The sequence below is a fragment of the Streptomyces sp. NPDC007205 genome, from assembly GCF_040634095.1.
GTDB lineage: Bacteria > Actinomycetota > Actinomycetes > Streptomycetales > Streptomycetaceae > Streptomyces.
In genome coordinates this window covers 70819-95944 of record NZ_JBEYEW010000028.1, presented here as the reverse complement: position 1 = coordinate 95944, position 25126 = coordinate 70819, and the positions used below count along the sequence as shown (strand labels likewise).

The window sequence follows — 25126 nt, the reverse complement described above, 5'->3', positions numbered from 1 at the left end:
TCGACCGGTACTTCGGTGTGACGTCCGGCTGGATGCGGGACGTGGCCACCGCGCCCCGGCCCGTGCACGGCCGCCGACGTGCCGGTCTCGGCCCAGTCCAGGACCGTCACCCCGGTCCGGATCACCGCGCCCGCGCGGCCGGCGGCCTCGGTCAGCCGGCCGGCGTACCGGGGTCCGGTCAGCGGACGCGTCCACGTGCCGAAGCCGCCGTGTGCGCAGTGCCGTGGGATTCCGCCGGCCTGCTGCTCGCGCTCCAGCACCTCGACGCGTCCGGCACCGGCGGCGGCCAGCCGGGCGGCGGCCACGAGTCCGGCGGGGCCGGCTCCGACGACGAGGACGTCGACAGGGCGAGGGCTCGTCATGGCCGGCCCCTCCCGGACGACTCCCGTCGCACAGGCCCCCCACCCGCCGTCTCCCCACCCGCAGGCCGCCTGTCCGCTGTCTCCCCTCCCGCAGGCTCCCCACCCGCCGTCTCCCCACCCGCAAGCTCCCGCCAGACCGCCTCCCCACCCGCCGTCTCCCCACCCGCAAGCTCCCCCCGGACCGCCTCCCCACCCGCAGCTTCCCGCCTGATCGCCTCCCTGCCGGCAGGCTCCCGCGCCGCCGACTCGCCCTCGGGACACCCCCGTTCGAACAGGTCCCGTACCGCCGCCCCGCAGAAGAACCCCTGGCAGCGGCCCGCGCGTGCGCGGGTGCGGCGGCGCAGGCCCTCCAGGGTGCGGGGCGGGATCGTGGCGGCGAGGGCGTCGCGGATCTCCCCTCGGGAGACGCGCTCGCAGTGGCAGACGAGGGTGCCGTACTCGGGGTCGGCGGCGATGAGGGCGGGCCGTTGGCAAGGGCGCGGAAAGGCCTCGCCGAGGTTGGGCATGGTCACCGGTGCCGGCTCGCGCACCGGGCCGAGGTCGAGCCCGGTGCCGGCCAGCAGGCCGGTGACATGGGCGGCGATGGCCATCGACGCGGTCAGGCCGGTGGAGCGGATGCCGCCGACGGTGACGTACCCCTGCTCGAGGTGAGCGGCGATCCGGTAGTCCTCCTGCCCGGTGGCCGCGCGCAGCCCGGCGTAGACCGCGGTGACCTCCTCGTCGAGCAGGGCGGGCAGGATACGGCGGCCCTTGTCCCTGAGGCCGGCCAGGCCCTCGGCGGTGGAGCCGGTGGCCCGCTTGTCGTCGAGGTCCTCGGCGGTGGGGCCGAGCAGCACGTTGCCGTGGACGGTGGGCGCGACCAGGACGCCCTTGCCGAGCGCGGTCGGGACGGGCAGCAGGATGTGCCGGACGAGCGGGCGGGCGAGCTTGTCGTACACGAGGAGCTGGCCGCGGCGCGGGGTGACGGTGAAGTCCTCGTGGCCGAGCAGCCGGTCGACGGTGTCGGCGTGCAGCCCCGCCGCGTTGACGAGCCGGCGGGCGCGCAGGGTGCCGCGGGAGGTGGTCAGGTGGTGACCGTCCTGCCACGTCGCCTGCCGGACCGCGGTGTTCAGGTGCAGGTCCACTCCGGCGCGGACCGCCTGGGTGGCGTACGCCAGGGTCGTCGTCCAGGGGCAGATGATGCTCTCCCCGGGCACATGCAGGGCGCCGAGCGCTCCGGGGCCGAGGCGGGGTTCACGGGCGTACAGGTCACCGGGGCCCAGCACGGACGTCTCTCGGCAGCCGTTGCGCCCGGCCTTCTCGGCCAGCCGGGGCAGGGCGGCCAGCTGCTCCTCGTCCCAGGCGACCAGCAGGGCGCCGACGCGTTCGACGGGGATGCCGGTCTCGGTGGCGTACACGCCGAGCCGGCTGTAGCCCTCGCGGACCAGCCGGGCCTCCAGGGTCCCGGGCGCCGCGTCGAAACCGGTGTGCAGAATCGCCGTGTTCGCCTTGGACGTGCCCTGCCCTACGTCGTCCTGGGCCTCCACCAGGGCGACGCTCAGACGGGGCCGGCGGGCGAGTTCACGGGCGAGGGCGCAGCCGACGACCCCGGCCCCGACGATCACGACGTCGTACGTGAGGCTCGGCAGCGGGCCTTCCCAGGTGACGGTCATGTGACGGTCATGAGCCGAGCAGGGCGGCCACGGCGGTGCGGAAGCGGGCGCGGTGTTCGGCGGCCTGGTCGGCGCTGATGCGGGGTTCGTACACGGCGGCGGGCTTCCAGTCGGGCAGTGCCTGTTCGACGGCCAGGGTACGGTCCGCGCCGAGGCGGGCCAGGGCAGCCGCGCCGAGTGCGGTCGCGTCGGGCAGCGCGGACACCTCGACGGGACGTTGCAGCAGGTCGGCCTGGGTCTGCATGAGCAGGGCCGAGCGGGTCAGACCGCCGTCGACGCGGAGCGTGTCCAGCGGGGTGCCGAGGTCGGCGGAGGCCGCGTCGGCGAGTTCGGCGACCTGGGCGGCGATGCCTTCGCACAGGGCGCGCACCAGATGGCCGGGGCCGGTGTCGAGGCCGAGTCCGGTGAGCGAGCCGCGCAGGTCGCCGCGCCACCAGGGGGCGGCGAGTCCGGCGAGGGCCGGGACGAAGGTGACGCCGCCGCTGTCGGGGACGCTGCCGCCGACGGGGTCGAGGTCGGCGGCGGAGGAGATGACGCCGAGGTCGCGGAGCCAGCGGACGGCGGAGGCCGCGGTGTAGACCTGGCCGTCCAGGCAGTAGCCGGTGGTTCCGGCGAGCCGCCAGGCCACGCAGCTGACCAGGCCGGAGCTGCCGCGCCGGGGGCGGTCGCCTGTGTGCGCGAGCAGGAACGCGCCGGTGCCGTAGGTGCACTTGGCGGTGCCGGGTGCGGTGACGCGCTGGGCGAGCAGGGCGGCCTGCTGGTCGACGGCCAGTCCGGTGACCGGGATCTCGTGACCGAACGCCGTGGTCGTGCCGATGTGCCCGGCGTTGTCGGTCACCTGCGGAAGTCGTTCGTCCGCCAGGCCGTACACCTCCAGCGCCCTCGGCGACCACTGCGCCGTGTCCAGGTCGAGGAGCTGGGTACGGCCGGCGGTCGCGGCGTCGGTCACGTACGCGCCGGTGAGGCGGTGGACCAGCCAGGCGTCGGAGGTGGTGACCACACCCTCGTGGGTTAGGTGGCGGCGGATCCACGCCATCTTGGGCGCGGCGAAGTACGGGTCGAGGGGCAGGCCGGTCAGCTGCCGCAACTCCTCGGCGCACGCGGCGAGTCCGTCACACACGGTTTCAGCGCGCCGGTCCTGCCACACCAGGGCGTCGGTGAGCGGGCGGCCGTCGGCCGGGTCCCAGGCGAGGACGGTCTCGCCCTGGTTGGCGAGACCCAGGGCCACGACGTCCTCGCCGGCCTCGGCGAGTGCCTGCCGGCCGGCGTCGACCACGGAGTCGTACAGTTCGGCCGGGTCGACCTCGACCCGGCCGCCGGGCAGATACCGGGGGCGGACCTCGGCGAACCCGGAGCCCAGGACGCCGCGTTCCGGGCAGACCACGAGGGCCTTCGTACCGGACGTGCCCTGGTCGACGGCGAGCACCGGCTCCGTCATCGCGCCTTCTCCCACTCGTCCCCAAAGACACTCGCCTCCGAAGATCACATTGCGCCAGCCTGCCGTTACGCCGCGTCCGCGTCAAGCACCTCCGGGTGTCCAACTCGCCTGATGAGATGGTTGAGTTGACAACAATGGCATGGCTCAACCCGCACCTCTATAGTGACCGCCGACCAGCGAACCACCTCTCCACCCCCGGCCACAGGAGGGCTGTTGCCGCGCCACCCCGGGACCGACGGCTGATGGCCGGAGAAGGCCCCCGCCCCTCCTACGACCCCGCCGGCCCCGACCACGCCCTGCGCGCCGCACTCCAGGACCTGCGCACCGGCCGCTGGATGGCCATGCGCGCGCTGCTCGCGGACACCGCGCACGGCCGGCAGTGGACCCAGCGCACCCAGGTCCTCGCGGCGGCCGCCGCCGGCACCGACGTGGTGCGCGCCTGGCGCGCGGAGGAGCCGGACAGCGTGCACGCCGCGGTGATGCATGCGCGGGTCGGCGTGGAGCGGGCACTGCGGGCCCGGCGGGAGAAGCACCGCCGCACCCACGAGCTGTGGATCGAGGCCTGGGACGCCGCCCAGTCCGCCACCCGGGTCGCCCCGCGGGACCCGGTGCCCTGGGTGTGCCTGCTGGCGCTGGCCCAGCTGGATCCGGAGCAGCGGTGGGCGGAGCACCGGGTGGCCGCGCCCGAGCCGGTGCTGCCGCCGGGCCCCTGGGGGCTGCTGGCCGAGGCGGGCAGACGGGACCCGTACAACCGTGAGGCCCACCACCGGATGCTGCAGTTCCTGTACGTGCGGGGCGGCTCGGGCCGGCTCGCGGAGGCCACCGGCTATGCGCAGTGGGCCGCCGCGCAGGCCCCGCCCGGTTCCGCACTGCACGTGCTGCCGCTGTACGTCCGTGTCGAGCGCTACCGGCGCGACAGCGGTCACGACGCGGCGCTCGACCTGCACTGGGTGGCGGAGGACGCGGCCCGCGAGGCGGGGCGCGCCCTGCGGTCCTGGTTCGAGCTCACGGACCGTGCCGAGCGCTCCCTGCCGGACCTCAACCACCTGGCCCACGCCCTGTGGGGCTCGCTGCAGTTCCCCGACGCGGCCCGGGTGTTCGACGCCATCGGCCCCTACTTCACACCGCCGCCGTGGATGTACCGCACGCCCGACCGCGCCCGTGCCGTGGAGGTCTTCGTCCAGGCCCGGGAGCGCTGCCGGGCAGCCACGGACGGCTCCCGCCCTTGAACGGCACCTGAACGCACCCGAACGCCCCTGAACACCTCTGCAAGCCCCTGAACGCGCTCTGTCCACCAGCCCGTTGACCAGGAGGTCCCCGTATGTCCCCCACCCCCGATCCCGCGCCCTCCGCGGGTCTGCCGCAGCAGGACGAGGAGCAGCGGCTGCGTGAACTCGGCTATCGGCCGGTGCTGGCCCGCCGCATGGGCGGCTTCGGCAACTTCGCGATCAGCTTCTCGGTGATCTCGGTCCTGTCCGGCTGCATGACCCTGTACGGCTTCGGCCTGAACACCGGCGGCCCCGCCGTGATGCTGTGGGGCTGGGCCGGCGTCGGTCTGTTCGTGCTGTGCGTCGGCCTCGCGCTCGCCGAGGTCACCAGCGCCTATCCGACCTCCGGCGCCCTGTACTACATGGCGGACCGGCTCGGCGGCCGGCGCTGGGGCTGGTACACCGGCTGGCTGAATCTGCTCGGTCTGCTCGGCGCGATCGCCGGTATCGACTACGGCGCCGCGCTGTTCACCGGCGCGTTCGCGAACCTCCAGTGGGGCTTTGCGCCCACGCCCGGCCGGACCATGCTGATCTTCTGCGCCATTCTGCTGCTGCACGCGGTGCTGAACCTGTTCGGCGTCCGCCTGGTCAGCCTGCTCAACTCGGTCAGCGTGTGGTGGCACCTGGCGGGTGTCGCGCTCATCGCCGGCGCGCTCGCGATCGTCCCCGACCACCACCGGTCGGCGTCCTTCGTGTTCACGAGGTTCGTCAACGAGACCGGCTGGCACAACCCGCTGTACGTGGCGGCGATCGGCCTGCTGCTCGCGCAGTACACCTTCTCCGGTTACGACGCCTCCGCCCATCTGTCGGAGGAGACCTCGCAGGCCTCGGTGTCCGCGGCGCGCGGCATCGTGCGGTCCATCTGGGCGTCCTGGATCGCCGGGTTCGTCCTGCTGGCCGGACTGACCTTCGCCATCCAGGACTACGACGCCACGCGCACCACCGCGACGGGTGTGCCGCCCGCGCAGATCCTGCTCGACGGTCTGGGCACCGACGGCGCGAGCGCACTGCTGCTGGTCGTGATCATCGCCCAGCTGTTCTGCGGCAACGCCGAGGTCGCGGCGGCCAGCCGGATGGTGTTCGCGTTCAGCCGGGACGGTGCGCTGCCCGGCTCGCACCTGTGGCGCAGGGTCAGCGCCCGCACCCAGACGCCGGTCGCCGCGGTATGGCTGTCGGTGATCGTCGCGGGCGTCCTCGCCCTGCCCTCGCTGTACTCGGCGACGGCGTACAACGCGGTGACCGCCATCAACGTCATCGGCATCACCCCCGCCTACGCCATCCCCGTACTGCTGCGGCTGCGGGCGGGCGACCGGTTCCGGCCGGGGCCGTGGCAGCTGGGGCGCTGGAGCAGGCCGATCGGCTGGGTCGCGGTGATCTGGGTGGCCTGTGTGACCGTGCTGTTCTGCCTGCCGCAGGCCTCGCCGGTCACCGTCGACACGATGAACTACGCGTCGGTGGCGCTCGCCGTCGTCCTGGTCCTCGCGACCGTCTGGTGGTACGTGGCCCGCCGCTCCTACGGCACCCCGACCGCAGCCGCGTACGGCAGCGACCGCGACCAGGCCGAACTCGCGGAGGGCATCATCTGAGCCACCTGCCCGAAGAGCGCCGGTCCCGGTACGAACTGGTGTGCCGGATACGGCAGGATGAACGATCGCGCCGGTCACCGGAGTTCCCGGGCCGGCGCGATCGCACTTCCCGCACATCGAGCAGGTGACAACGTGACGAGACTTCCCCACACCGCAGCACGCCCCGGAGCCGACCGGTGAACCGCGCGCTGACCCTCGACGACCTCGTCCTCGCCGGCGTCTCCCTCGCGGCGGGCCTGCTGCTCGCCTTCCTGTCGCGCACGCTGCTGCGCTGGCTCGCGGGGCACGCCAAGCGGACCCGCTGGAGCGGCGACGACGTCATCGTGGACGCGCTGCGCTCGGTCGTGCCCTGGGCGGCGATCGCGGGCGGGCTGGCGGCGGCAGCGGCCGTACTCCCCCTGACCCGGACCCTCCAGCACCATGCCGACCAGATCCTCGAGGTGTGGCTGATCTTCGTGGTGACGCTGTCCGCGGCCCGGGTGATCGCCGGTCTGGTCCGCACGGTCACCCAGTCCCGCTCGGGCGTGGCGGCCTCGGCGACCATCTTCGTCAACATCACCCGGGTGCTGGTGCTGGCGATCGGTTTCCTGGTGGTGCTGCAGACGCTCGGCATCTCCATAGCGCCCCTGCTGACCGCCCTGGGCGTCGGCGGTCTGGCCGTGGCCCTCGCCCTGCAGGACACCCTCGCCAACCTCTTCGCGGGCATCCACATCCTGGCCTCCAAGACCGTCCAGCCCGGCGACTACATCCGCCTCGGCAGCGGCGAGGAGGGATACGTCGTGGACATCAACTGGCGCCAGACGACGGTCCGCCAGCTGTCCAACAACCTGGTGGTCATCCCCAACGGCCAGCTCGCCAAGGCCAACATGACCAACTACACGCATCCGGAACAGCGGTTGACGGTGCCGGTGCAGGTCGGGGTGGGCTACGACTCCGACCTGGAGCACGTGGAGCGGGTGACCGCGCAGGTCGTCGCGGAGGTCATGCGGGAGGTGGAGGGCGCCGTCCCGGACCACGAGCCCGCCGTCCGCTTCCACACCTTCGGCGACTCCCGCATCGGCTTCACGGTGATCCTCGGCGTCGGCGAGTTCAGCGACCAGTACCGGATCAAGCACGAGTTCATCAAGCGCCTCCACCGCCGCTACCGCGCGGAGGGCATCAGCATCCCCGCTCCCGCCCGCACCGTGGCGCTGCAGCAGGGCGCGGTGGTGATTCCGCAGCAGCGCAGCGGGCAGGACGTCGTCCCGAGGGCCGATGTCGTCCCGAGGGCCGATGTCGTCCCGGGGGCCGATGTCGTCTCGGGGGCCGCCGAGTAGCTCGTATGCTCGAAGGAGCATGGCCGCCTCTCCCGACCCCCGTTCCCTGGACCAGCGGCTGGACGCGCTCGCCCGCCAGCCGTTCCGGGCCGGGTTCCGGCTGCGCGGGCGGGACCGGGCCACCGCGCAGCTGAAGGGGCCGGCGACCCTGCGCCGGCACGCCCACGACCTGATCGCCAGGCGGCTGGCGCCGGCCGAGCCCGCCAAGGACGGCAGGCAGACGCCGTACCGCGGCCACCCGGTCTTCGTCGCCCAGCACGCGACCGCCACCTGCTGCCGCGGCTGCCTGGAGCGCTGGCACGGGATACCGAAGGGGCGGGAGCTGACCCGGGCCGAGCACGGGTACGTGGTCGACGTGATCTGCCGGTGGATCGAGCGGCAGATGACGGGCTGGGACGGTGGCGGGGACGGCCCCGTGCGCCCTGGCTGATCAGAGCGGTGGCGCCGTTTCCGGCCGGGACCCCTGTCGAACGGACACCGATCAGGAGATATCTTGATGTCGAGCAATGTTGCAGACGTGGAGCGGAGCACCCGGTGACTGACTCGACCATCATCTACACCTACACAGACGAGGCCCCGGCCCTGGCGACGCATTCGTTCCTGCCGGTGATCCAGGCGTACGCCTCGCAGGCCGGTGTGCCCGTGACCACCCGGGACATCTCGCTGGCCGGACGCATCATCGCCCACTTCCCGGAGTACCTGAACGAGGACCAGCGCATCCCGGACGCGCTGAGCGAGCTCGGTGACCTGGCCAAGACTCCCGAGGCCAACATCATCAAGCTGCCGAACATCTCGGCGTCCATCCCGCAGCTGAAGGCCGCCGTCGCCGAGCTGCAGGGCAAGGGTTACGCGCTGCCGGACTACCCGGACGACCCGAAGACCGACGAGGAGCGCGAGATCCGCTCCCGCTACGACAAGGTCAAGGGCTCCGCCGTCAACCCGGTGCTGCGTGAGGGCAACTCCGACCGCCGTGCCCCGGCCTCGGTGAAGAACTACGCCAAGACCCACCCGCACCGCATGGGCGCCTGGACCGCCGAGTCCAGGACCAATGTGGCCACGATGGGCGAGAACGACTTCCGCTCCACCGAGAAGTCCGTCGTCATCGCCGAGGACGGCGCGCTGAAGATCGAGCTGGTCGGCCAGGACGGCACCACCACCGTCCTGAAGGAGTCCGTACCGGTCCTCAAGGACGAGGTCGTCGACGCCTCCGTCATGCACGTCGCCGAGCTGGAGCAGTTCCTCGCCGCGCAGGTCGCCCGCGCCAAGCAGGAGGGCGTCCTGTTCTCGGTGCACCTCAAGGCGACGATGATGAAGGTCTCCGACCCGATCATCTTCGGTCACGTGGTGCGCGCCTTCTTCCCGAAGACGTTCGCGAAGTACGGCGAGACCCTCAAGGCGGCCGGCCTCACCCCGAACGACGGCCTCGGCGGCATCCTGAAGGGCCTGGAGAACCTGCCCGAGGGCGCCGAGATCAAGGCCTCCTTCGACGCCGAGATCGCCGGGGGCCCGGCTCTCGCCATGGTCGACTCCGACAAGGGCATCACCAACCTGCACGTCCCGTCGGACGTCATCGTCGACGCCTCCATGCCGGCGATGATCCGCACCTCCGGCCACATGTGGGGCGCGGACGGCCAGGAGCACGACACCCTCGCCGTCATCCCGGACTCCTCCTACGCCGGTGTCTACCAGGCCGTCATCGAGGACTGCCGGGCCAACGGCGCCTACGACCCGTCGACCATGGGCTCGGTCCCGAACGTCGGCCTCATGGCGCAGAAGGCCGAGGAGTACGGCTCCCACGACAAGACCTTCGAGGTCCCGGCCGCCGGCACGGTCCGCCTGGTCGACCAGGCCGGCAACGTCCTGATCGAGCAGCCGGTCTCCCAGGGCGACATCTTCCGCGCCTGCCAGACCAAGGACGCCCCGATCCGCGACTGGGTCAAGCTGGCCGTCACCCGCGCCCGCGCCACCGGCGACCCGGCCGTCTTCTGGCTGGACGAGGGCCGCGCGCACGACGCCAACCTGATCGCCAAGGTCCGGCAGTACCTGCCGGAGCACGACACCGAGGGCCTGGACATCAGGATCCTGTCCCCGGTCGAGGCCACCAAGCTGTCGGTGGAGCGCATCCGCCGCGGCGAGAACACCATCTCGGTCACCGGCAACGTGCTGCGTGACTACCTGACCGACCTCTTCCCGATCCTGGAGCTGGGCACCAGCGCCAAGATGCTGTCGGTCGTCCCGCTGATGGCGGGCGGCGGCCTGTTCGAGACGGGCGCCGGCGGCTCCGCGCCGAAGCACGTCCAGCAGCTCGTCAAGGAGAACTACCTGCGCTGGGACTCCCTCGGTGAGTTCTTCGCGCTCGTCCCCTCCTTCGAGCAGTACGCCGAGGCCACCGGCAACGCCCGCGCCAAGGTCCTCGCCGACACCCTCGACCGCGCCACGGCGACCTTCCTCAACGAGGACAAGTCCCCGACCCGTCGCGTCGGCGGCATCGACAACCGCGGCAGCCACTTCTACCTGTCCCTGTACTGGGCGCAGGAGCTGGCCAAGCAGACCGACGACGCCGACCTGGCCAAGGCGTTCGCGCCGCTCGCCGATACCCTCGCCGCGAACGAGCAGCAGATCGTGGACGAGCTGATCGCGGTCCAGGGTTCCCCGGCCGACATCGGCGGCTACTACCAGGTCGACAAGGCCAAGGCGGACGCGGTCATGCGCCCGTCGGCCACCTGGAACCAGGTGCTGGCGTCCCTGAGCTAGTGCCTGCGGCACCTGAGTGACCCTCCGCCCCGGCCGGTACCCCCGGCCGGGGCGGAGCCGTATCCCCGCCACTGACAACGTCCCGGAGCCGCCCGTGTCCTCGTTCGCACTCCTGCCCGGTGCCCCCGCCTCGCCCGTACTGCTGCACGTGCCGCACTCGGCCCGGGCGATCCCCGCGGATGTGCGGGCCGGGATCGCACTGGACGACGCCGCGCTGGAGCGGGAGCTGGACCTCATCACGGACGCGCACACCGCGGAGCTCGCCGAGCGGGCCGCCGCGCTGGCCGCCGTCACACCGTGGCGGTTCGTGAACCGGCTGTCCCGGCTGGTCGTGGACCCGGAGCGGTTCCCGGACGAGCGGGAGGAGATGACGGCCGTCGGCATGGGCGCCGTGTACACGCGGACCACGCACCGCACCGAGCTGCGGCCCGCGGACACCGATCCGGAACCGCTGCTGGCCCGGTACTTCCGGCCGTACGCGCACGCCATGACCGAGGCGGTCGCGGACCGGCTGGCCGCGACCGGGCGGGCCGTGGTGATCGACGTGCACTCCTATCCGAGCGAGCCGCTCCCCTACGAGCTGCACGGCGGCGGGCCGCGTCCTCCGGTGTGCCTGGGCACGGACGCCTTCCACACCCCGCCGGAGCTGGCCGAGGCGGCCCGCGAGGCGCTCGCGGCCTGCGGGGAGACCGGGCTGGACAGCCCGTTCGCCGGGACGTACGTGCCGCTGGAGTTCTACAACAGCGACGCCCGGGTCTCGGCCCTGATGGTGGAGATCCGCCGGGACACCTACATGGCCGAACCGGGCGGTGCCGCCGGGCCCGGACTGGACCGGCTCGCCCTGGCCCTGGCCGCACTCGTCGACGCCGTCTGAGCCTCCACCTGGAGCATTCCCGCAGGACAGCGAGCGACGTCCGTACGAGGGTGGAGGGCATGACGACCGTGGAGACCAGTGCGCCCACCGGCCAGGAGCCCCCGCCACCCGTCCGGGACTGGCCCGCACCCGACCTGGACGGGACGGAGTTCGACCCGGTACTCGCCGACCTCATGCGCGAGGGTCCGCTGACCCGGATCCGGCTGCCGTTCGGCGAGGGCTGGGCGTGGCTGGCGACCCGCTACGACGACGTGAAGCTGATCAGCAACGACCCGCGGTTCAGCCGCACCGAGGTGACCCGGCGTCAGGTCACCCGGCTCGCGCCGAACTTCGCCCCCCGGCCCGGCTCGCTCGCCTGGGCCGACCAGCCCGACCACAACCGGCTGCGCAAGCCGGTGGCCGACGCGTTCACGGTGCGGGCGATGAAGCGGCTGCGGCCCCGCGCGCAGGCGATCCTGGACGAGCTGGTGGCGGGTGTCGTACGGGACGGGCCGCCGGCCGATCTGGTCGACCGGGTGCTGGAGCCGTTCCCGATCACCGTCGTCAGCGAGGTGATGGGCGTACCGCCCGCCGACCGCGAGCAGGTGCACACCTGGACCCGGGAGATCATCTCCACCACCGGGGCCGAGGCGGCCGATCAGGCCAAGACCGGCCTGTACGGCTGGATCACCTCCGTCGTCCGGGCCCGCGCGCACAGCGCGGACGAGGACGTCTACTCGATGCTCGGCCGGGCCGTGGCGGGCGGGGAGATCAGCGAGGAGGAGGCCGTAGGGCTGGCCGGCCCGCTGCAGATCGGCGGCGAGGCCGTCACCCACAACTGCGGGCAGATGCTGTACCTGCTGCTGACACGGCCGGAGCTGATGGAGCGGATGCTCGCGCGTCCCGACGCGCGCGGTCCCGTGCTGGACGAGCTGTTCCGCTACATCCCGCACCGCAGCACGGTCGGGCTCGCCCGGATCGCACGGGAGGACGTGGAGATCGCCGGGCACCGGATCGCCGCGGGCGAGCCGGTCTACGTCTCCTACCTCGCCGCCAACCGCGACCCGGACGTCTTCCCCGACCCGGACCGCATCGACCCCGACCGCGAGCCCAACCCGCATGTGGCGTTCGGCAACGGCCCGCACTTCTGCACCGGCGCGGTGCTGGCCCGGCTGCAGACCGAGCTGCTGGTGGACACGCTGCTGGACCGGCTGCCCGGGCTGCGGCTGGCGGTGCCGGCCGAGCAGGTGCGGTGGCGGCACAAGACGATGATCCGCGGCCCGCGGACACTGCCCGTGACCTGGTCCCGCTGACCCGTTCAGGCCCGCAGCCACTCCGTGACGATCACCTCCGCGCCGGTCCGCAGCCTGAGGGCGAACGGGCCGGCCGGTGCCGTGTCGCTGCTGAAGCGTCCCAGCGTGTCGACCGTGACCGGGCGGGCGGTCTGCGGGCCGCCGAGCACCTCGATGCGCGCCGACTGCGGCGGCAGCACCTGGCCGATCAGCCCGTCGCCGGTGACCTCGACGTCGACGGTGACCTCACCCGCCTGGAACGTCAGCATCCGCGGTGCGTCCGTGACACCCCTGACCGGCAGCGCGTCGGCGAGCGAGTCGAAGGTCAGCTCGGCGAGCTTCGCGTCCAGGTCGTGCAACGCGTAGGCGTCCAGGGCAAGTTGCCGCAGGGCGTCCGGGACCGGGTCGAGTACGGCGGCCGCCTGGCGCAGCTCCTCCTCCAGCAGGGAGTCCGCCAGCTCCTCGTCCGCCGCGTCCGGTTCCGGGAACCGATGGTCGTCGTTCACACCGCACCCCGTGCGTCCATCCGGGCCCGCAGCCGGCGCAGACAGCGCTGGCGCAGGGGACCGATGCTGCCGACCGCGATACCGAGCGCGGCCGCGATCTCCCCGTAGCTGGGCGGCGGGGAGGCCACCAGCACGCGCAGCAGCTGCCGGCAGCGCTCCCCCAGTCCCTCCAGCTCCTGCCACAGGCGGCGCACCCGCTCGGCCCGGTCCGCCGACTCCTCCGAATCGATCAGCGACTCCTCGGGCGTCCGGTCGTCGCTGGCCCGGTCCAGCACCCGCGGGTCGTCCGTCAGGGTGAGCCGGGTCAGGGCCTTGAGCACCTTCAGGCACTCGTGGCGGGTGGTACTGGCCAGCCAGGAGCCGGCCTTTTCGGGTTCACGGATCCGGCCCAGGTGCTGGGCGAAGCGGAACCACACGGTCTGATAGACCTCGTGCCCGTCGGCGTCGGAGAGCCGGTGTGCGCGCACCACCGACCACACGAGCGGACTCATCCCTTCCACCAGCGCTTTCCAGGCCGCGGCGTCCCCGTCGACGGCGGACTGGACCAACGCGCCGACCTCTGTTCGGTCCACGGCTCCACCCCTTGTGTACGGCACGTCATGGTACGCCGTGGAGCGGAGGGTTCCGGCCCTCATGCGGGCACGACCGGGGCGACGACGGGGACGGGGCGCCAGGTGGGCGGCCGGAGCGCCGTGGCGTGCGCCCCGCGCACCTCGGTGGTGTCCGTGGTGGCCGCGAGCAGACGCGTGCGCGCGGCGCGCGGGTCGCGCTCCTGGTGCGCCGTCATATAGGCGGCCACCAGGCCCGCTACGACGGGGGTGGCGAAGGAGGTGCCGCTCCACTGCGCGAGTCCGTCGAACATCACCTGGTCCGGCTTGGCCCCGGTGTTCTCCCGGCCCTCGCTGAGCACACCGGTGTGGCGCGGGAACTGGCAGGTGCAGGGGTAGTCGAAACCGAACCGGCAGGCGTCGTAGGTGGAGTGCTGGTAGACGTACGGCACGGGGGTGCCGAATCCGGTGAGGCCACTGGTGAGGCGTTCGCCCGGGGCGTAGGCCCGCACCCAGGGGCCGTGGTTGCTGAAGCAGGCCGCGCCGTCGCCGTCCGCGCGCAGCGCGCCGACCGACAGCACACTGTCCGCGTACTCGGGCAGGGCGGCGTAGGCGGCGGGCCAGAACGGTGTGTCGCTGGCGTTGTTGCCGGCGGCGGCGACCAGCAGGGTGCGCTGCTCGCGCAGTTCGCGCACGAACGCGTCCAGGCCGATCAGGCCGTCGCCGCCCTCGGTGGGGGTGCCCGCGGAGAGGCTGATGATGTCGGGCCAGCCGCCCTGGTCGACCGCCTCGAAGAGCCGGGCGCCGAACTCGGACTCCAGGATCGCCCCCGCGTCGTTCAGGGTGCCGCGTACGGTCACCTCGCTGTTGGGCGCGACGGCGGCGATGATCCCGGCGATGAAGGTGCCGTGGCCGACGTACTGGCGCAGCAGGCCGTCGGCGTCGGTCTCGGCGGTCTGGGCGTCGCCCGTGGTGTGGGCGAGCAGCGGGTAGGAGCGGTGGTCGTGCACCAGGCCGGTGTCGATGACGAGGACGCCGACGGCGCTGTCCGCGTGGTAAGCGGCTTCGGCGGGGGCCGGGTTGGCCGGCCCGGTGCGCGCGACGGGCACCGGCTCGTCGCCGGGGCAGGCGTTGACCGCGATGTGCACCACGTGGTTGCGGCCGACCAGCCGGCGCCCCCGGCGGTCCTCGGCCTCCCGCAGGGCCCGCAGCGCGTGCGGGACGGCGTCGTCGCCGGCGTCCGGGGCGCCGATGCGGATGCGGGTCACGCCGGTGCGGTTGGCCTCGGGGCCGTCCCGCCGGACGTGGTCGGGAACCAGACCCTCGGTCGCGGTGAAGTGGGCGCGCACGGTGTCCTCGACGACGCGGGCATCCTCGCCGTCCCGGGCCAGGACGACCCCCTTCTCGTACAGGAAATGGGCGTCCTGCTCCGGGCCCATGGCCAGGGCCACGTCCGGCAAGGAGCGTTGGATGTGCTGGAACTGCTCGTGGAATCGCTGTGGTGCCATGGTGTGTCCTCCCCCTGCAGACGGTGTTCGACAGTGAGAGTCGTGGGGCCACCGTCTGATACACCAGGCCACTACCATGCGAGACGTGACAGCGGGAAGCGAGTCGGTTCTCGAACTGCTGCCCTTGGTGTTCGCCGACCCGGGCGAGGCCCGGGCACGCGCGGAACAGGTGCTGGGGGCCGGTCCGCCGCCGCTGCACGCCAGCGTCGCCCACCAGGTGCTCGGCATCTGGCAGCGGGACTTCGGCGATCTGCGGATCGCGCTCCGGCATCTGCGCCGTGCCCGGGACCTGGCCGCGCGCGCGGAGTCGGCCGACCGTGAGGCGGATGTGCTCGCGACGCTCGGAGTCGCACTGGTGCACGCGGGGCGCACGCGGCAGGGGCTCACCTCCTTCGAGCGCGGGGTCGCCCGGGGCAGCGGACACACCCGGGCCCGGGTGCTGTACCGGCGGGCGTACGTGTGGTGGGTGCTCGGGCGTCACCGGGAGGCACTGGAGGACGTGCGGCGGGCGCTGCCGGTGCTGCGGCAGGCCCGCGACGACATCTGGACCGCGCGGGCGCTGACCCTGCGGGCCACCGTGCATCTGGCGCTCGGCGCGGTGGACCGGGCGGTCGCGGACTTCACGGCGGCGGAACGGCTGTGGGACACCACCGGCCAGGAGCACGACAAGGCCGACGCGGTGGAGAGCCGGGGCCTCGCCGCGTTCCGGACCGGGGACATCCCGGCGGCGCTGCGGCTGCTGGACGAGGCCGAGGAGCGGTACGCGAAACTCGGCACCCCCACCTACATGCTGTCCATCCGGCGCTGCGAGGTGCTGATGGCGGCCGGACTCGCCCCGGAGGCGCTGGCCGAGGCGGACGCGACGATCGCGCTGCTGGACCGGATCGGCGGGCAGTCCACCCGCAAGGCCGAACTGCTGCTGGCCGCCGCGCGGGCCGCCCGCTCGGCCGGAGACGCGCACACCGCCGTGGCGCGCGCCGCCGTCGCCGTACGGCTGTTCGCGGCGCAGCGGCGGATGTGGTGGGAGACCCACGCACGGCTGGTGCTGATCGAGGCGCGGGTGGCGGCCGGGCGCCGCTCGGGGCGGCTGGTCGCGGACGCGGTGGCGGTCGCCGCGAAGCTGGCCTCCTTCGGATCGCCCGCCGCGCCGGAGGCGTCGCTGCTCGCGGGCCGGATCGCGCTGGCGCTGGGCTGGACGGCCGACGCGGAACGGCATCTGGCGGTGGCCGCGCGCAGCCGGCACGGCGGGCTGCCGCCGGCCCGGATGACGGGCTGGGCGGCGCAGGCGCTCCGGGCACGCGCGGCCGGGTCCCGGCGGGGCGTGCTGGAGGCCTGCCGGCGCGGCCTGGACGTGCTGGACGACCACCGGATGACACTCGGCGCCTCCGAGCTGCGGGCCCACGCCACCGCGCAGGGCGCCGAACTGGCCGCGCTGGCCCAGGAGGTGAGCCTCGCCCACGGCACACCGCGCCGGCTGCTGGAGTGGAGCGAGCGGTGGCGGGCGACCGTGCTGTCCGCGCCGCCCACCCGGCCGCCCGCCGACCCGGCGCTGCTCAGCGGTCTGACCGCCTACCGGGAGATCGCGGCCCGCGCCGAGGAGGCCCGGATGGAGGGCCGCCCCATACCCGCGCTGGAGCGCGAACAGCGGCGCCTGGAACGGGAGATCCGCTCCCGCACCCGCCACATACGCGGCGCCGCCCCGCACGAGGGCGACCGCTTCGACGTGGCCCGCCTGCTGCACCGGCTCGGCGACGCCCATCTGGTGGAACTCGCCGTGGTCGACGGCCGGGTGCACGTCCTGTTGTGCGGCCAGGGCCGGGTAAGGCGGTTCGCCGGCGGCTCGCTGGCCGAGGCGGTGGCCGAGGCCGAGCACGTCCAGGCCGGACTACGGCGACTCGCCCACCCCGGCGCCGAGGCACGACTGCCGCTGGTGGAGGCCGCAGGACTGCGCCTGCAGGAGCTGCTGCTGGCCGGCGCGGCGGCACACCTCGGCGCGGGTCCGGTGGTGATCGTCCCGCCCGGGGCCCTGCACCGGGTGCCGTGGGCCCTGCTGCCCGCGCTGCGGGACCGCGTCCTCAGCGTCTCGCCCTCGGCGGGCAGCTGGCTGCGCGCCCGCGAGACCGAGCCGCCGCGCGGCGGCCGGCACGTGCTGGTGCGCGGCCCCGGCCTCGCGACCGGCGGCGCGGAGGTGTCCGAACTGGCCGCCCGCTACGGCACGGCGACCGTCCTGGAGGACGACGCGGCCCAGGTCCCCCGTGTCCTGGAGCACCTGGACGGCGCGGCTCTCGCGCACATCGCGGCCCACGGCACGTTCCGCGCGGACAGCCCCCTCTTCTCGGCCCTGCGCATGGCCGACGGCCCGCTGATCGTGCACGACTTCGAACGCCTCGCCCGCAGCCCCTACCGGATCATCCTCTCCAGCTGCGACACGGCCCGCCTGGCGTCCGTGGGCGCCGACGAACTCCTCGGCCTGGTCACCGCGTTGCTGCCACTGGGCACGGCCGGAGTGGTGGCGAGCAGCGCCCCGGTCAACGACGCGGCCGTGGTGCCCCTGATGCTCGCCCTGCACAAGGGCCTCGACACGGGACTCTCCCTGGCCGAGGCCCTCCGAGACGCCCGCACCACCCTGCCCGAGGACGCGGTGCACCAGGCGACGGGCTGGGCGTTCGCGGCATTCGGGGCGGCGTGAGAACGCCCTACGCGGATTCACACAGCAACGGCAACGCTCCCCGGTCACCGGTACCAAGCCGGCTGTACGCGCTGTACAGATGATTCCCCACAGTCCGCACGGACAAAGTCAACCGCTCGGCGATCTCCCGATTGCTCAGCCCCGCCGCCGCAAGCGTCACGATCTGCCGCTGCCGGGCCGTGAGTTCCCCGAGCACCAGCCCCGCCAACGCCGGCGTGCGCGCGCCCTGGCACCGCCGCGCGAGCGCGACCGCCCGGGTGCGGGAGACCCGCGCCGCACGCGGATCCCGGTGTACCCGCACCGCCTGCGCACGCGCCTCCGCCGCGAACAACAGGAACCCACGCTCCTCAAGCCCCTCGGCGGCACCATCCAGCGCGGCCCCGTCCCCCCGCGCCAGCGCCTGCGCGTGCCGCGCGAGGACACTGCCCGCCGGCAGCCGCCCGGCGACCCCCTCGGGCGCATCGAGGCGTACGGCCTCGTACCGGGCATACGGGTCGTCCCCACGGCCCGCGCTGAACTCGCCGCCGGTCAGGCGGAGTTCCTCACCACATCCCGGATCCCCCGGCGCCCCCCGCAACCCCTCCCGAGCCCAGGCGGCGGCGTCCCGTACCTCGCCCCGCAGCCGGGCGAACCGGGCGCGGACGGCGGCGTAACCGGCCGGCAGCACCGTGCCCTCCGCCACCAGCCACTCCCCCACCGGCGCCGGCACCGGCCGGACGTCCAGGTGTTCGATCCGCCGCAGGAGCAGTCGGCGTTCGGCCTCCAGGGCCGGTCCGTACCCGGCAGGGGCACCGGCCGCCAGCCGACGGGCGCGCAGCCGGCCGGCCAGGGCGCGCAGGGCCGGTCCGTGCAGCGGGTGGGCGAGGGTGACGGAGCCCTGGTCGTCGGCCTGGATCAGGCCGTCCGCCTCCAGGCTCTCCAGGACGTCCGGATCGAGGTCGTCCGCGGCGGGCGGCAGCGGCTCGGCGAACGCCAGGCGTTCCAGCGTCTCCCGTTCGGCACGCGCGGAGCGCTCCAGCACCGGGGCGAGCCGCTCGCGTACGGCCGGGGTGACCGGCAGCGCGCCCCGCCAGGCCCGCTCCTGCGTGCCGGGAACCGGAAGCAGCCGCCCGGCCGAGCCGAGCGCGGCGACCAGGTCGCGCAGCAGCCGCAGGTCGCCGCAGCAGATCCGGTGCAGGCGGCGTACGGTCAGCGGTTCGAGGCCTTCGGCGGCGAGCAGCCGGGCGACGTCCTCGCAGGGCAGCGGTTCGAGGGGAAGCCGGGGCAGCAGCTCCCCGGTCCACAGCCGGGACACCGCGGCGGGCGCGGACCCGTCGTCCGCCGCGGCGACGACGAGCCGGGTACGGCCGTGCACGGCGAGCTGGTGGACGAGGGCGGCGGAGGCCTCGTCGAGCAGATGGGCGTCGTCCACGACGAGGAGCCGTACGGCGGCCAGGATCCGCAGCGCGCGCTGTGGTGAGACGGTGTCGGGCAGCAGGTGGGCGAAGGCCGCGAAGGGCAGGCCGCGGGCCTCGGGCGTGCCGGTCACCCGGACGTGCTCCGTGCCCCGGACGGCCTCCGCGATCAGCCGGGTCTTGCCGTGGCCGGCCGGTCCGGTCACCACGATGCCGGGCCGGCCGGCGGCCGAGGAGGTGCGCACCAGCTGCAGTTCCTCCTCCCGGCCGGTGAACGGCCAGGGCACCGGCAGCGTCTTCGCGTCCTGTTCGTAAGTCCTCACACTGTGCTGAGCGCGCCTGCTCACGTTTGATACAGGGGGACTTGAGTAGTCCCCGACTCAGGCGCCCGGCGCGGGCGGGCGGCACGCTGGCCGCATGACCCGACGTCTCTGCTCGCTGCCGCGGCAGCCGGTCCCGTGCTTCGCACCGGGGCTGACCGCCGAGCGGCTGGGCGCGCTGCTCGCCGGGCGGCGGATGTGGGTCAACGGCACGGTGCTGCACTACGCCTTCTTCGACGGCTCCGACGACTGTGCCGCCTCGGTGATCCCGGTGCCCGGGACCGGTGAGCTGCGCCGGGTGCCGTGGGCCGGCGGCGAGGAGCAGCGGGACGCGGTCCGCGACGCCTTCCGCGAGTGGCAGGGGCTCGGCATCGGCGTCTCGTTCGCCGAGGTCGGCGACCGGCGCGAGGCGGAGCTGCGGATCGGGTTCCAGGCCGGCGGCGGTACCTGGTCGGCGGTGGGGCGGGAGGCCCTGTCGGCCGGCCGGAGCGAGCGCACCATGAACCTGGGCTGGGACGTGACCGGACCCGGGGAGCGGGCCACGGTCCTGCACCAGATCGGGCACGTGCTCGGCATGGTGCACGAGCACCAGAGCCCGTACGCCGGGCTCCACTGGGACGACGAGGCCGTGTACGCCGAGCTGGCGGGTCCGCCGAACTTCTGGAGCCGGGAGACGGCGTACACGAACGTGCTGCGCGAGCTGGACGCCGGCGAGGCGAGCTGCTCGGTGTGGGATCCGCAGTCGGTGATGACGTTTCCGTTCGGGCCGGGGCTGGTGCTGGAGCCGGAGCAGTACCGCGGGGGGCTGTCTCCGTCCGGTGGCCCGTCCCCGGCCGACAAGGAGTTCGTGCTGCGCTGGTACCCGCCCGCCGAACCGGCGGGGCCTGCCGTGCTGGTGCCGTTTCGGTCGGCGCCGCTCGGTCTCGGCCCCGGCGAGCAGGCCGACTTCACCGTCGAGCCGCCGGAGACCCGCGACTACACCGTGGGCGCCTTCGGCGACGCCGACACCGTGCTCGTGGTCTTCGAGGAACGCGACGGGGAGCCGCGCTTCCTCGCGGGGCACGACGACGGCGGCAGCCCGGACAACGCCGCCGTCAGGGTCCGGCTCGTCAAGGGCCGGCGCTATGTCGTCCGGGTCCGCCTGTACTCGACGTGGGGATCGGGAGAGACAGCGGTCATGTGCTGGTGACAGCACAGGGACGACGACCACGGTCCGGCGCCGGGGGAGCGGCCGCGGACGTCACCTACGGGGGAGGTGACGTCCGCGGCCACGCCGGTGTCCTCAGGGGAACTTCACGACGCGGCCCGCTCGGACGAGCCGGCGGAGCCGGTGTCCGGGTGGGCGAGGCCGAGGTGGTCGCGCAGGGTCGTGCCCTCGTACTCGGTGCGGTACACGCCCCTTTCCTGGAGCAGGGGTACGACCTTGTCGGCGAACGGGTCGAGACCGCCGGGGGTGATGTGCGGGACGAGGATGAAACCGTCGGAGGCGTCGGCCTGCACGAAGTCGTCGATGGTCTGCGCGACGGTGGCCGGGGAACCGACGAAGGTCTGCCGGTTGCCGGTGTTGATGACCAGGTCGCGGATGGACCACTTGTTGGCCTCGGCGAGCTGCCGCCACTCGCGGGCGACGGCGATCGGGTCCCGGTACATGCGGACCTGGGCGCGGCCCCGGGAGATGTGGTCCTCGCTCACCACCGGGTCGACGTCGGGCAGCGGGCCCTCCGGGTCGTACGCCGACAGGTCCCGGTTCCAGACGAACTCCAGGTGCTTGATGGCGGTCGCGCCGCTGACCTGCTGCCGGCGCACCTCGCGGGCGAGTTCGGCGGCCTCCTGGTCGGTGTCGCCGAGGACGAAGGTCGCGGCGGGCAGGATGAGCAGCTGGTCGGGCCTGCGGCCGTACGTGGCAAGGCGGGACTTGACGTCCCTGTAGAAGGCCTGGCCCTCCTTCAGGGTCGAGTACCGGCTGAAGATCGCGTCCGCGCTGGACGCGGCGAACTCGCGGCCCTCGTCGGAGTCGCCCGCCTGGAAGATCACCGGCCGGCCCTGCGGGGAGCGCGGGACGTTGAACCGGCCGTGGATGTCGAAGTGCTGCCCCTGGTGCGTGAAGGCGCCGGCCCGGGCGTCCTTCAGGAAGGTGCCGGTGGTTGGGTCGGCGAGGATCTCGTCGCCGCGCCAGGAGTCGAAGAGTTCGTTCGCGGTGGCCAGGAACTCCTTGGCGCGGGAGTAGCGCTCCTCCTGCGGCAGGAAGCCGCCGCGCCGGAAGTTCTCGCCGGTGAAGGCGTCCCAGGAGGTGACCACGTTCCATGCGGACCGGCCGCCGGAGAGGTGGTCGAGGCTGGCGAACTGGCGGGCCACCTCGTACGGCTCGTTGAACGTGGAGTTGATGGTGCCGGTCAGGCCCAGCCGGTCGGTGACGGCGGCCAGCGCGGCGAGCACGGTGAAGGTGTCCGGGCGGCCCACGACATCCAGGTCGTATATCTCCCCTCCCTGTTCGCGCAGCCTGAGTCCCTCGGCGAGGAACAGGAAGTCGAACTTGGCGCGTTCGGCGGTCTGCGCGAAGTGCACGAAGGAGCGGAACTCGATGTGGCTGCCGGCGGCCGGGTCGCTCCACACGGTGGTGTTGTTGACTCCGGGGAAGTGGGCGGCCAGGTGGATCTGCTTCAGCGGCTTGCTCATGGGTGCGGGCGTCCTCTCCGGCTGCTCAGGCGGTGGCTGCTGCGTAGCGGTTGGCGGGGCGGGCGAGGCCGAGCAGGCCGCGGAGGGTGTCTGCCTCGTAGGCGTCCCGGAAGCGGCCCCGGCGCTGGAGTTCGGGCACCAGGTCGCGGCTGATGCGGGGCAGGTCGTGGCCGGCGACCGCGGGCCGCAGCCGGAACCCGGTCAGTCCACCCTGCGCCAACTCCTCCAGCAGATCGGCGAGTTGTGCCGCCGTACCGGCGAAGATCCGGGCGTCGCTGCTGTACGGCTCCCCCGCTGGCGCGTCCAGCCGCTCCCGCCGGGCCTCCGCCTCCGCACGGCTGTCGTCGAGGAGGACCACGAGGTCGCCGAAGATGTGCAGGGGTTCGGCGGCACGGCCCGCCGCCTGCTGCTCGGCACGGATCTCGGCGACGATCGCGCGGGCCTGCTCCACATCGTGCGGGGTGACATAGCCGACGTCGGCCTGGCGTGCCACGAGCCGGTACGGGACGGTCCGGTGGGCGAGGGCGGTGACCAGCGGCTGCCCCTGCGGCGGGCGGGGCGTGATGGAGGGGCCCTTGACGCTGAAGTGGCGGCCCTCGAAGTCGATGTAGTGCAGCTTGTCCCGGTCGATGAAGCGGCCCGTCGCCACGTCCCGGATCTCGGCGTCGTCCTCCCAGCTGTCCCAGAGCCGGCGCACCACTTCCACGTAGTCGGCGGCCTCGTCGAACAGACCGGTGATCACATCCCGCGCCGCCGGGCCGTCGTAGGCCTCGATCCGGCCGATGGTACGGCGGCCGAAGTGGGCGGCCTCGTCGGGCCGGGCGGTGATCTGCACGCGCAGGCCCGCGCGGCCGGTGCTGACGTAGTCGAGGGTGGCGATCGCCTTGGAGATGTGGAACGGCTCGGTGTGCGTGGCCACCACGGTCGGCACCAGGCCTATGTGCCGGGTGAGCGGGGCGACGCGGGAGGCGATGAGGACCGCGTCGAGCCGGCCGCGCACCTGGTCGGTGCGCTCGTCGGGGTAGAAGAGGTGCGAGGACTGCGGGCCGAGGCCGTCCTCGATGGTGACGAAGTCGATGAGGCCGCGTTCGGCCTCGGCGACCAGGCCGGCCCAGTAGCCGGCGGTGAACAGCTCCCGGGGGCGGGCGACCGGCTCGCGCCAGGAGGCGGGGTGCCAGCCGGTGCCGTCCAGGGCGACGGCAAGGTGCAGCTGAGACGGGGAAGTTGAGGACACGGCGGTGCCTTCCTTGATGTCCGTGAGGGAACGCCGGCTCGCAAAGGGGGGGTGTCGGCGAGGCGAGGGCGAGCGCGGCGGCAGGGGAAACCCGGGCCGGAGCCCGGGGAAGGAGTCAGCGGCGACAGAGCGCGGCGGACACGCGCTGCAGGTCTATGTGCGGCCGGGAGTGCAGACGGACGGAGCGGTACGGGTGCTGGACGCGCAGCGGCAGTACACGGGTCACGCCGTCACCTCCGTCCGCCGGGCGCGGGCGGCGGGCCTTCTCGGCGGCCGTCCTCGCGGATCTCGTCATGACTCACAACGCCCCGCCGGCGCCGGTTGTTCCCGCGCCCGACTGCGCTGTTGACGCGGAGCAGATCGACGGCGCGGTCGGCGACGAGGAGCCCGGCGTACGACCGTACGCGGCCCTGGGCGCGGCTCGCGGCCCGTCCGCCCAGTGGGCGTCACCCGGGCGCGCTCACCTGTGGGAAGCGTTCTCGGCATCCGCCGCGTGGCCCGCCCAGTCCAGGATCTGGACGGCGGCTCCGGCGGCCTCCAGGCCCTGGCAACGGCCGTGGTGGCGGCGGGAGATGCCGTCGAGGTCGAGATGGCGGCCGAAGGCCGGGTGGGCGGCCAGGCGGCGGGCGTAGGCCCACAGGGCACGGTGGCCGGCGATGCGGTGCACGGCGGAGGCGTCCAGATGACAGCGGTGGACGGTGTCCAACTGCACCAGCGCCACCCACAGTTCGACGTCGGCGGCGGTACGCCGGCCGTCGACGAGGTACTCCTCGCCGGCCAGCCGGTGCTCCAGCCGGCCCAGGGTGTCGAGGAGCACGTCGAGCGCGGCGGCCCGCTCGGCCGGGTCCGCTCCGGCCCGCCCGGCACGCTGCGCGGCCTCCTCGATCCCCTCGGCACACATCCGCTCGACCGCCTCGATCACGGACTCCAGGCCGTACGGGTACAGGGAGACCCGGCCCTCGTGCGGGAAACGGTCGAGGTCGCGCAGGATGTCGGGAGCGTGGCTGCTCACGATACGGCCGGACCAGTCGTCGCTGAGCACGGGCCCGAGGGCCGGTCCGGTGTAGTGGTGGGCGCTCGCCTCGTACAGCGGGCGCAGCGCCGAGTGGCCGCCGCCGGGACAGTCCGGGACGGCGGGCAGGAAGGTGACGGGACAGCCGGTGTCCAGGCCGAGGAGGCTGTGTCCGACGGCGAGGCGCAGCCCGGCGGGGCAGGCGGTCGACAGATGGAGCCGGTAGCGGTGCGGCACGGCGTGGTGGCCGCTGCGCGCGTCCCGGCCGAGCCTCCCCCGGAAGACGGGTGCGGCGCGATGGACGGTCGGGACGGCGGCGAGCGGAGTGACGGACATACGTCTCCCTGGGTGGTGGACATGCGAAGGTGCGCACCGGCGGGCGGCGCCGGCCGGCGGGCGCGAGGGGGCCGGCTCAGCGCTGGAGGCTGATCGCGCTGCAGACGCGCAGCAGGTCGATGTGACGGCGGGAGGTGAGCAGGGCCGCGCGCAACGGCGTCCGGCCCGCTGGGCCGGTGACCGCTTCGAGGCGCACCATGGTTCCCTACCAGTCCACTAGGTTTCCCTGACTGGAGTGTCGATCCGCCTCCAGGCGGCGTCAAGGGGGCGTCCACGCCTGGAGCAGGGGACGTTGGCCACGAAAGACTCCCAGTCTTGCGCCATGTGACATAGTACTGCGCGCCCCGGGGATGGGCGGACCGGATCACGACCGCGTGTGCGG

At 73.6% G+C, this 25126-nt stretch carries 20 protein-coding genes and 1 pseudogene; 9 read left to right on the top strand and 12 right to left on the bottom strand.

From position 1 onward, the window contains the following. From ABZ624_RS32535 to ABZ624_RS32525, 3 genes and pseudogenes are all read right to left on the bottom strand, one after another. The coding region (locus ABZ624_RS32535; protein WP_360097083.1) for an FAD-binding protein at positions 1–362 on the bottom strand (362 nt) is incomplete at its 3' end. Between the two features lie 266 nt (positions 363–628). Next, positions 629–2014: pseudogene (locus tag ABZ624_RS32530) on the bottom strand (FAD-dependent oxidoreductase); the annotation flags it as partial. A 7-nt stretch (positions 2015–2021) separates the two neighbouring features. Continuing rightward, positions 2022–3452 carry an FGGY family carbohydrate kinase gene (locus ABZ624_RS32525; protein ID WP_360097080.1) on the bottom strand — a complete coding sequence of 477 codons (1431 nt, stop codon included), beginning with the start codon at positions 3450–3452 and terminating at the stop codon, positions 2022–2024. 242 nt (positions 3453–3694) lie between these two features. Here ABZ624_RS32525 and ABZ624_RS32520 point away from each other — a divergent pair, with 242 nt between their 5' ends. From ABZ624_RS32520 to ABZ624_RS32490, 7 genes are all read left to right on the top strand, one after another. Beyond that, positions 3695–4681 carry a hypothetical protein gene (locus tag ABZ624_RS32520; protein ID WP_360097077.1) on the top strand — a complete coding sequence of 329 codons (987 nt, stop codon included), beginning with the start codon at positions 3695–3697 and terminating at the stop codon, positions 4679–4681. 92 nt (positions 4682–4773) lie between these two features. Next, positions 4774–6306 carry an amino acid permease gene (locus ABZ624_RS32515; RefSeq protein ID WP_360097074.1) on the top strand — a complete coding sequence of 511 codons (1533 nt, stop codon included), beginning with the start codon at positions 4774–4776 and terminating at the stop codon, positions 6304–6306. A gap of 176 nt (positions 6307–6482) precedes the next feature. Beyond that, the gene (locus tag ABZ624_RS32510; RefSeq protein WP_360097071.1) at positions 6483–7622 is read left to right on the top strand and encodes a mechanosensitive ion channel family protein; all 1140 of its coding nucleotides are present in this window, start codon (positions 6483–6485) and stop codon (positions 7620–7622) included. 19 nt (positions 7623–7641) lie between these two features. Then, the gene (locus ABZ624_RS32505) at positions 7642–8052 is read left to right on the top strand and encodes a DUF4186 domain-containing protein (protein ID WP_360097068.1); all 411 of its coding nucleotides are present in this window, start codon (positions 7642–7644) and stop codon (positions 8050–8052) included. Positions 8053–8156: 104 nt separating this feature from the next. Beyond that, positions 8157–10376, top strand: coding sequence for an NADP-dependent isocitrate dehydrogenase (locus ABZ624_RS32500; RefSeq protein ID WP_360097065.1), 2220 nt, complete (start codon positions 8157–8159; stop codon positions 10374–10376). 94 nt (positions 10377–10470) lie between these two features. After that, complete coding sequence (locus ABZ624_RS32495) at positions 10471–11250, top strand: N-formylglutamate amidohydrolase (RefSeq protein WP_360097062.1); 780 nt, start codon at positions 10471–10473, stop codon at positions 11248–11250. Between the two features lie 59 nt (positions 11251–11309). Continuing rightward, entirely contained in the window at positions 11310–12542 is a 1233-nt protein-coding gene (locus tag ABZ624_RS32490; protein WP_360097059.1) for a cytochrome P450, read from the top strand. Positions 12543–12547: 5 nt separating this feature from the next. Here the strand turns inward: ABZ624_RS32490 and ABZ624_RS32485 are convergent, their stop codons facing one another. Genes ABZ624_RS32485 through ABZ624_RS32475 form a run of 3 tightly spaced genes read right to left on the bottom strand, consistent with a single transcriptional unit; the run spans position 12548 to position 15083 of the window. Beyond that, complete coding sequence (locus ABZ624_RS32485) at positions 12548–13027, bottom strand: hypothetical protein (RefSeq protein WP_360097056.1); 480 nt, start codon at positions 13025–13027, stop codon at positions 12548–12550. After that, positions 13024–13662 (bottom strand): sigma-70 family RNA polymerase sigma factor, encoded by a 639-nt coding sequence (locus ABZ624_RS32480; RefSeq protein ID WP_360097053.1) that lies wholly within the window; start codon positions 13660–13662, stop codon positions 13024–13026. The genes ABZ624_RS32485 and ABZ624_RS32480 overlap by 4 nt, the downstream gene beginning before the upstream one ends. Continuing rightward, entirely contained in the window at positions 13659–15083 is a 1425-nt protein-coding gene (locus ABZ624_RS32475) for a S8/S53 family peptidase (RefSeq protein ID WP_360097050.1), read from the bottom strand. Before ABZ624_RS32475 ends, ABZ624_RS32480 begins: the two co-directional genes overlap by 4 nt. A 76-nt stretch (positions 15084–15159) precedes the next feature. On the opposite strand from ABZ624_RS32475, the gene ABZ624_RS32470 reads away from it, so the two are divergent. Further along, positions 15160–17772, top strand: a complete 2613-nt coding sequence (locus ABZ624_RS32470; protein WP_360097047.1) for a CHAT domain-containing tetratricopeptide repeat protein — start codon at positions 15160–15162, stop codon at positions 17770–17772. 7 nt (positions 17773–17779) lie between these two features. Here the strand turns inward: ABZ624_RS32470 and ABZ624_RS32465 are convergent, their stop codons facing one another. Then, a complete protein-coding gene (locus ABZ624_RS32465; RefSeq protein WP_360097044.1) occupies positions 17780–19489 on the bottom strand; it encodes a LuxR C-terminal-related transcriptional regulator in 1710 nt (569 codons plus the stop codon). A 94-nt stretch (positions 19490–19583) separates the two neighbouring features. On the opposite strand from ABZ624_RS32465, the gene ABZ624_RS32460 reads away from it, so the two are divergent. Next, positions 19584–20675, top strand: a complete 1092-nt coding sequence (locus ABZ624_RS32460; RefSeq protein WP_360097041.1) for a M12 family metallopeptidase — start codon at positions 19584–19586, stop codon at positions 20673–20675. A 104-nt stretch (positions 20676–20779) separates the two neighbouring features. Here ABZ624_RS32460 and ABZ624_RS32455 read toward each other — a convergent pair whose 3' ends face one another. From ABZ624_RS32455 to ABZ624_RS32435, 5 genes are all read right to left on the bottom strand, one after another. Then, positions 20780–22162 carry an NtaA/DmoA family FMN-dependent monooxygenase gene (locus ABZ624_RS32455; RefSeq protein WP_360097038.1) on the bottom strand — a complete coding sequence of 461 codons (1383 nt, stop codon included), beginning with the start codon at positions 22160–22162 and terminating at the stop codon, positions 20780–20782. A 25-nt stretch (positions 22163–22187) separates the two neighbouring features. Beyond that, positions 22188–23396 carry an LLM class flavin-dependent oxidoreductase gene (locus ABZ624_RS32450; RefSeq protein ID WP_360097035.1) on the bottom strand — a complete coding sequence of 403 codons (1209 nt, stop codon included), beginning with the start codon at positions 23394–23396 and terminating at the stop codon, positions 22188–22190. Positions 23397–23511: 115 nt separating this feature from the next. Next, positions 23512–23691 (bottom strand): putative leader peptide, encoded by a 180-nt coding sequence (locus ABZ624_RS32445; RefSeq protein WP_360097032.1) that lies wholly within the window; start codon positions 23689–23691, stop codon positions 23512–23514. A 165-nt stretch (positions 23692–23856) separates the two neighbouring features. Beyond that, entirely contained in the window at positions 23857–24744 is an 888-nt protein-coding gene (locus ABZ624_RS32440; protein WP_360097029.1) for a glutathione S-transferase C-terminal domain-containing protein, read from the bottom strand. Positions 24745–24820: 76 nt separating this feature from the next. Then, a complete protein-coding gene (locus tag ABZ624_RS32435; RefSeq protein WP_360097026.1) occupies positions 24821–24943 on the bottom strand; it encodes a hypothetical protein in 123 nt (40 codons plus the stop codon). Between the last annotated feature and the right edge of the window lie 183 nt (positions 24944–25126).